General features: G+C 70.8%; 11 protein-coding genes. 6 read left to right on the top strand and 5 right to left on the bottom strand.

The window, feature by feature from the left end; all coding sequences use genetic code 11:
• Window positions 1-519, bottom strand: a 519-nt coding sequence (locus tag AB0M39_RS41175; RefSeq protein WP_365374099.1) for a hypothetical protein, incomplete at its 3' end; no start/stop codon positions are given.
• A 65-nt stretch (window positions 520-584) separates the two neighbouring features.
• The gene (locus AB0M39_RS41170; RefSeq protein WP_365374096.1) at window positions 585-854 is read right to left on the bottom strand and encodes a hypothetical protein; all 270 of its coding nucleotides are present in this window, start codon (window positions 852-854) and stop codon (window positions 585-587) included.
• A 268-nt stretch (window positions 855-1,122) separates the two neighbouring features.
• On the opposite strand from AB0M39_RS41170, the gene AB0M39_RS41165 reads away from it, so the two are divergent.
• From AB0M39_RS41165 to AB0M39_RS41150, 4 genes are all read left to right on the top strand, one after another.
• On the top strand, window positions 1,123-1,599 hold the full coding sequence (locus AB0M39_RS41165; RefSeq protein ID WP_365374094.1) for a hypothetical protein: 477 nt from the start codon (window positions 1,123-1,125) through the stop codon (window positions 1,597-1,599).
• A gap of 86 nt (window positions 1,600-1,685) precedes the next feature.
• On the top strand, window positions 1,686-1,946 hold the full coding sequence (locus AB0M39_RS41160; RefSeq protein ID WP_365374091.1) for a hypothetical protein: 261 nt from the start codon (window positions 1,686-1,688) through the stop codon (window positions 1,944-1,946).
• Between the two features lie 246 nt (window positions 1,947-2,192).
• Window positions 2,193-2,678: a hypothetical protein gene (locus AB0M39_RS41155; RefSeq protein WP_365374089.1), complete on the top strand. Its 486-nt coding sequence runs from the start codon at window positions 2,193-2,195 to the stop codon at window positions 2,676-2,678.
• Window positions 2,679-2,792: 114 nt separating this feature from the next.
• Window positions 2,793-3,062, top strand: a complete 270-nt coding sequence (locus AB0M39_RS41150) for a hypothetical protein (RefSeq protein ID WP_365374084.1) — start codon at window positions 2,793-2,795, stop codon at window positions 3,060-3,062.
• A gap of 50 nt (window positions 3,063-3,112) precedes the next feature.
• Here the strand turns inward: AB0M39_RS41150 and AB0M39_RS41145 are convergent, their stop codons facing one another.
• Window positions 3,113-3,505 (bottom strand): hypothetical protein, encoded by a 393-nt coding sequence (locus AB0M39_RS41145; RefSeq protein ID WP_365374081.1) that lies wholly within the window; start codon window positions 3,503-3,505, stop codon window positions 3,113-3,115.
• A gap of 111 nt (window positions 3,506-3,616) precedes the next feature.
• On the opposite strand from AB0M39_RS41145, the gene AB0M39_RS41140 reads away from it, so the two are divergent.
• A complete protein-coding gene (locus AB0M39_RS41140) occupies window positions 3,617-4,300 on the top strand; it encodes a DUF2975 domain-containing protein (protein ID WP_365374078.1) in 684 nt (227 codons plus the stop codon).
• Window positions 4,297-4,563, top strand: coding sequence for a helix-turn-helix transcriptional regulator (locus AB0M39_RS41135; protein ID WP_365374075.1), 267 nt, complete (start codon window positions 4,297-4,299; stop codon window positions 4,561-4,563). Before AB0M39_RS41140 ends, AB0M39_RS41135 begins: the two co-directional genes overlap by 4 nt.
• Before the next feature lie 122 nt (window positions 4,564-4,685).
• Here AB0M39_RS41135 and AB0M39_RS41130 read toward each other — a convergent pair whose 3' ends face one another.
• Window positions 4,686-4,916, bottom strand: coding sequence for a hypothetical protein (locus AB0M39_RS41130; RefSeq protein ID WP_365374072.1), 231 nt, complete (start codon window positions 4,914-4,916; stop codon window positions 4,686-4,688).
• Between the two features lie 34 nt (window positions 4,917-4,950).
• Entirely contained in the window at window positions 4,951-5,433 is a 483-nt protein-coding gene (locus tag AB0M39_RS41125) for a replication/maintenance protein RepL (protein ID WP_365374070.1), read from the bottom strand.
• Between the last annotated feature and the right edge of the window lie 841 nt (window positions 5,434-6,274).

The raw sequence follows: 6,274 nt of genomic DNA, 5'->3' as shown, positions 1-6,274 counted from the left end.
GGGCCGGCAGGCGGTGTGCAGCGCGCGGACGATCTCCTCGCCGGTGTGGACGTAGTCGAGGCCGTGGCGGCGCGCGAACGCGCCGAACGGCTCGGCGCCGAGGGGGTTCTTGTTGACGGGCATCGGGGGCTCCTGGGCGTCCGGTTGGGGGCTCGCTGCCCCCTGGTGTGACACCAGATTAGCATCGGATTCACGGAGAGGCAAATCCTGTGTCTCATCTGTCTGCGCGGATCGCCGACTGGAGGGCTTCCGTCGCCGGGGCACCGGGCGCGCGGGCGGGCGGACGGGCTCCGCGTCCACAGTGCGGGCCGGAGCCCCGCCCTCGGCGGCCTCCTTCTCCAGGCGCTCGGCCACGGCCTCGCAGCACGGGCCCTGGGCCAGCTCCGGGTCCGCGCCGTTGCAGAACCTCTTGGTGCAGCACTCGGTGAAGCCGTCGTCCACCTCGGGGCTGGTGTCGGCGCAGGCGGAGCAGTGGCCCAGCGACTCCATGAGGTCGCGGGCGGTGGGGTACTGGGGCATGGGCTTGGCCTCCTCGTGTGTCATGCCGGAGGCCGCCCGCCCGGCCGGGCGGGCGGCCGGACGGGTCAGGCGTACAGGGCGTCGATGATCGCCTGGGCGCACGGGGACGGGGCCAGGCCACCGGCGCGGGCGGCCATCTCGTCCGCCGCCTGCGCGTGCTCGCGGACCCACGCCTTGGGCATCCGCACGCCCCCCATCAGGAGGTCCGCCAGGACGCTCCAGTGGCCGCTCGCCTCGCGGAGCGCGGCGGCCTGGTCGGCCGGGGCTGAGTTCGCCAGGCGGGCGGCCTCGGCTGCGGCGCGGACGGCGGCCTGGACTGCGGGGATGCGGGTCATCGCGGGCTCCTTGAGGCGTGCGGGTTGGGGGCTCGCCGCCCCCTGGTGTGACACCAGATTAGCATCCTGGCTCCACTCATGCAAATCCTGTGTCTCATGTGCGCGGGGACGGGAGTTCGCCGGCACGAATTCCCCGACCCTGAGCAGGGCTTCCTCTCGAACTGCGGGGTTTGATGAGACATTGGGTTTGCATTCTTGGAATCGCGATGCTAATCTGGTGTCACACCAGGGGGAAGCGCCCCCAAGGAACCGACCCAAGGAGCCTCCAATGGCCGCCACCGCCATCGCCCCCAGCACCTACACCGCCCTCACCGTCAGCTCCAAGACCACCAAGGTCACGCACCTCTGGGTCGGCACCGGCAACCTCTGCGGCGTCGAGTTCACGCTGGCCCCGATGGTCCGCCAGCTCCAGGCGAACACGATCTGCAAGAAGTGCACGGCCCTCCAGGACGTCTTCGACGCGGCCCAGGAGGCGGCGGAGGGCGACCGGGAGCGGATCGCCAACACGAACCGGGCGCGCCGCCTCACCGACGGCCAGTCGGCGGTCACCGGCTGGGAGCTCCTGTACGACAAGCCCAGCCAGCGGGCGCAGGTCGGCCGCCGCGACAAGACCTACGCGCTGATCTGCACCGACCACAAGCACGCCCACCAGATCGAGAAGCTCACCGACGAGCGCGGGCTCCGCAAGGGCGAGCGCTCCGCCTGGTGCCCCGGCTGCGGCCAGGACGACGAGCTGGAGGGCTGAGCCCCTGGCCCCCCGGCCCACCGGCCGGGGGGGCCACCCGTACGCCCGGCCGCCCGGCCGGGCGTTCCTGCGTAGAGAGGACCGGCATGAGTTCAGCGGAGCTGCCCCGCGAGGACGGCCACGACCAGGTCTACCGGCTGACCGCCACCGGCGGCGACGCCAAGCCGGAGAGCAAGTACTACCTGAGCGCGTACCAGGCGCGCTCCTGGAGGGACACCCTGCGCGCCGCCGGGTACGAGGCGCACGCGGCCGTCGCCCCGGCCGCCGCGTTCGTCGCTGTGGACGACGAGGAGCTGGAGCTGCTGGCGGCTGCCGAGGTGGCCGCCGCCGAGGAGTCCGGCCGCTGAGTTCACCGGCCGCCCGCCCGGCCACCCGGCCGGGCGGGCGTCTTGCTGAGTTCAGTCGCTTCGGTCGCTGAGCTACTGCGTGAGGAGTTCACGCAGGTCAGGGCGCAGTCATGGTTCCTGTCCCCGCCTCCGGATCCTCAGATCCCCGTGGATTGATGAGACGCAGGATTTGCATTCCCTGAACGATGATGCTAATCTGGTGTCACACCAAGGGGGCGACGCCCCCAACACACCGAGGAGAACCCCATGGCCAGCACCCGCTACATCGTCACCCCCACCGCCAACTACGGCGAGAAGATCATGAGCAACCTGAAGTCCGCCAAGCGCGAGGCCGACCTCCGCGCCAAGGGCGACCGCCAGGAGTGCCTGGTCATGACGCTCTCCACCGGCCGGATCAGCCACCGCGCCGAGGCCCCCGCCCCGGTCGCGGCCGCCGCCGAGTTCGACGCCCTGCTGGCCGAGGTGAAGGCCGAGGCCGCCGCTCCCGCCCCGGTCGCCAAGCCCCTCAAGGCCAAGGCGGGCAAGGGCCTGCGGGCCGGACTGGGCGCGGCCGCCGTCGCCGGGTGGGAGCTGCTGTACGACAAGCCCAAGCAGGACTGCCAGGTCGGCCGCCGGGACGGCCAGTACGCCCTCATCTGCGTGGAGCACAAGACGGTCCGCCCGGTGGGGCGTCTGGTCGAGGAGCGCGCGGTGCGCAAGGCTGGCGGCTGGTGCGCCGAGTGCGCCCACTGAGCCCCCCACGGGCCTCCCGGCCCCCCGGCCGGGGGGCCACCCGGCCGTCCGGCTTCCCGGGCGGCCTCCCGCCCGGCCGCCCGGCCGGGTGACAGTGCAACGAACGGAGTGATCATGGCTCTGGAAGCCCTGCCCGACCAGGTGCGCGAGGCGTTCCGGCTCCAAGACCGCCGCATCCGGGACCTGGAGGCGGCGCTGCGGGGGCTCGTGGACGACGCCAGCGGCGAGTCGCGGCCGGTGTCCGGCACGACCACCGCCTGGTACCACGGCGAGCCGCTGGAGAGCGCGCGCACCGGGACCGAGCCTCAGTTCGAGGCGGACATGGACGCGCTCGCGCTGGTGGACGGCGGCCGGGTGCTGCCGGTCGAGCAGAACGAGGCGTAGCGGAACGCCTCTCCCGCCCGCCCGCCCGGCCGGGCGGGCGGGCGGGCGGATCAGCCCTCCGGCGGCGGCTGGCGGAGGATCGGGGCGAAGGCCGCCGCCCCGGTGATGGCCGCCTGCCAGTCGCCGGTGAAGGGGACGGCCCGGTCGTCCACGTAGCAGTGGGCCGGGTACTTGGTGCGCGTCACGAGCAGGACGCCGCGCTGGTTCCAGAACTGGATTCCGAGGTCGCCGGTGTCGGGGATGGTCTCGAAGCCGCCTCGCTCGCGCAGCCAGGCGGACACCTGCTGGGGGTCCCGGCTGGTGAAGACGAACACGGCGTCGAAGGCGAGCAGCGAGCGGAGCGCGTCGAACGCGCCGGGCGTCTCGCCCCCGTAGATGGAGCCGTCCTGCCAGCCCCGGTCGTATGCGTGGATCGGTACGTCGAAGTCAACCGCGATGGTCATAGGAGCATTGTCCTCCTGGCTTGTCACGCAACGTCTCGCATTGCTAACGTAACGCTAGACGTTGTGTACGCAACGTCTGGCGTTATGCCTGTCACTCAAGGAGACCAAGCCATGACAGAACCCACCGGCACATGCGTCGGGGCCCCGCCCAAGGAGGACGGCCCGGACTGCCCCGAATGCGGGAACAAGCACCGGCTCCAGCCCGGCTCCAGGAGCTGGTTCTGGGCGAAGCGGGCGGAGCACGCGACCCTCTTCTTCATCCCCGCGATCCCGGCCTCCCGCGGAGTCACGGAGTTCGTCCGGCCCCAGGCGAGCATCACCCTCACCGGCGGGCAGCACGCCGAGCTCAACAAGACGTTCGAGGCGAGCGGCGCTCCGAGCACCGTGGAGCGGGTGATCGTGCACCTGGACGCGCCGACGCTGGCCGAGCGCGCCGCCGCCGCCGGTCCCTCGCTGCTGCTGGCCGGGCTGCTGGCGTTCGTGGCGTACGCCCTGTGGCGCATCGAGATCAACATGACGTCCGGGCGGAAGCAGCGCCCGTTCACGGAGAAGGACGGACGGGTGCTCGGGCGGAGCGCCGGGCTGCTGATGTGGGGCTGGCTCGTGGTCATCGTGGCGGAGCTGGCCGGGTTCGGGGTGCTGCGGTTCGGCTCGGCCGAAGTGGAGACGGGGCTGGCCGGGATCGGCTCCGACGCCTCGCTCGTGGTGCTGGGCCTCGGCGTCCTGGTCGGCGTGATGGCGCGGGTCTACCGCAAGGGCGCGAAGGCGTACGAGGACCTGGAGAAGATCGTATGACGGAGGCTGCCGAGGCCACGGCGGTGGCCGCCTCGTCTGCGCAGACGAGGACGGTCCGGATCCACCTGGACCGGCTGCTGGTCGAGCGTGGCATGGGCGTGAAGGAACTCGCCGAGGCGATCAAGATCCACCCGAACAACGTCAGCAAGATCAAGAACGGCCGGATCGAGGGGATCCGGCTCGACACCCTCGGGGCGATCTGCGCAGTCCTGAACTGTCAGCCCGGCGAACTGCTGACGTACGAGCCCCACGCCGACGACTGATCTGCGGGAACCGGGAAGCACCCGCCCTCCGTCCTGGAGGGCGGGTGCTTCGCGCGTAAAGGACCGGGCGGCCGGTCGTCCGCCCGCCCGCCCGGCCGGGCGAACAGACGGACAGGCGGGGCTTACTTGCGGAGCTGCCCCGGCCTCGCGACCGGACGCCCAGGGCTCTGGGCGCTGCGCTGAGGAGACACGGCAGGCGTCTGGACCGCCGGGGTCGTCGGCGCCTGCACGGACGGCTGAGAGCCCTCTGTGGAGCGACTGACGGCGCAGGAGCCCACCAAGGCCAGGGGCACGCCGACGATCATGGAGCAGCCGAGGCCGACCATGGCGCGGGCGACGCGGTCCTGGATCACGCGGAACTCCCCCTCTCCTGAACTCAGCTCACCGTCAGGCGATGAACTTGCGGACACCCTTGTCCGTCAGCAGCACGACCTCCGCACCGGGGCGCGGAATGGGCGGCAGCTCGCCGTCCTTCCGGTTCGCCTTCGCGTACCCGATGGCCTCCGCCTGGCGCTCGGCGGAGCCGAAGTACAGCAGGTGCGGGTGGATCTGATACCGGCCGCGCCCCGCCTTCCATAGGAACGCGCGCTCCATGAGCTGCTGCATCCCGCCGCTGGCCGTCTGACGGCTGACCCGGCACCCCTTCGCGATCTCCTGCTGGTTGATCGGGATCTCGCCCGGACCCTGCATGTGGATGTACCGGCCGCGTGCGTCGGTCGTCGCGAGCTGGCCCACCACGACCCAGAACGCATCCTTGGCCACCGGCGTCAGGGTGTACTGCGGCAGGTAGTGCAGGAACGCCACCGAGACGACGACATGCACCGGGGCAGTCTGGAGCCAGTCGTCCAGGTCGTCGGTCAGAGTCGCCATTTGGTACCTCCCTGGCTTCCTGAAAGTGACTTCGTAGGTAGCTCCCGGCGCGACCGTGTCGCGCAGGTGCTCCGCAGCCTCAGTGGCTGCCTTAATCCGCTCCTCATCCTTTTTGTCCTCACCACCGATCAAGATCACGTCGTGCATGCTTCGCCTCGTCGGCACCGAGTGCCCTCCCGTTCGCGCGTGCTCCGCCTAACTTGATCATACATAGTGTCGGGATAACACGACATTAGACACCCATGTGTCGCCCCAGGGAAGACACAACGCATTCGGGTGTCGGGTTAACCCGACATACCGACCCCGTTGTGTCGCCCTGGGCCATACATAGCGGCGCGCTATGTCAGCTTAACCCGACACAAGCCCTGGCCGTGTCGGCCCACCTGCGACACAAGAGGTTTCTCTCCGACCTAACGCCCTCGCTCAGAGCCCGAGTAGGTCCCGCGCCCGAAGGTCACTCCAACGGAGGGAGTTCACCCGGATGGGTTGCGCTCCGTGGACAAACGTGTCTGCCCTCTGCGCCGCAACCCGCTATGTAAAGCACTGCGCTACATAAGAGGGTGCGTTATGTAAAGCCCAGGCTTTACATAACTTTCGCGTTTCCCCAGGTCAGAGCGTTTTCCCTTCTTAAAAACGCGCGCGCGCGAGGTGGTGCACGTCACAGCGCGCACGGACGTATCCCCAGGTCAGGGGCTTGCAGCCGGACGACATGTCGACAAGGTCACTACGCGGGGGGGGGCCGGGGCCCGCCCCCCCCCCCCCGGCGGGGCGGGGGGGCCCCCCCCCCGCCGCCACCCCCCGGGGGGCCGGCGGGGGGCCCCCGGCCCCCAGAGCGCCAGAG

It is taken from the genome of Streptomyces sp. NPDC051907, assembly GCF_040681075.1.
Lineage (GTDB): Bacteria > Actinomycetota > Actinomycetes > Streptomycetales > Streptomycetaceae > Streptomyces.
The sequence above is the reverse complement of the archived record's forward strand: the minus strand, read 5'-3'. Positions and strand labels throughout refer to the sequence as shown.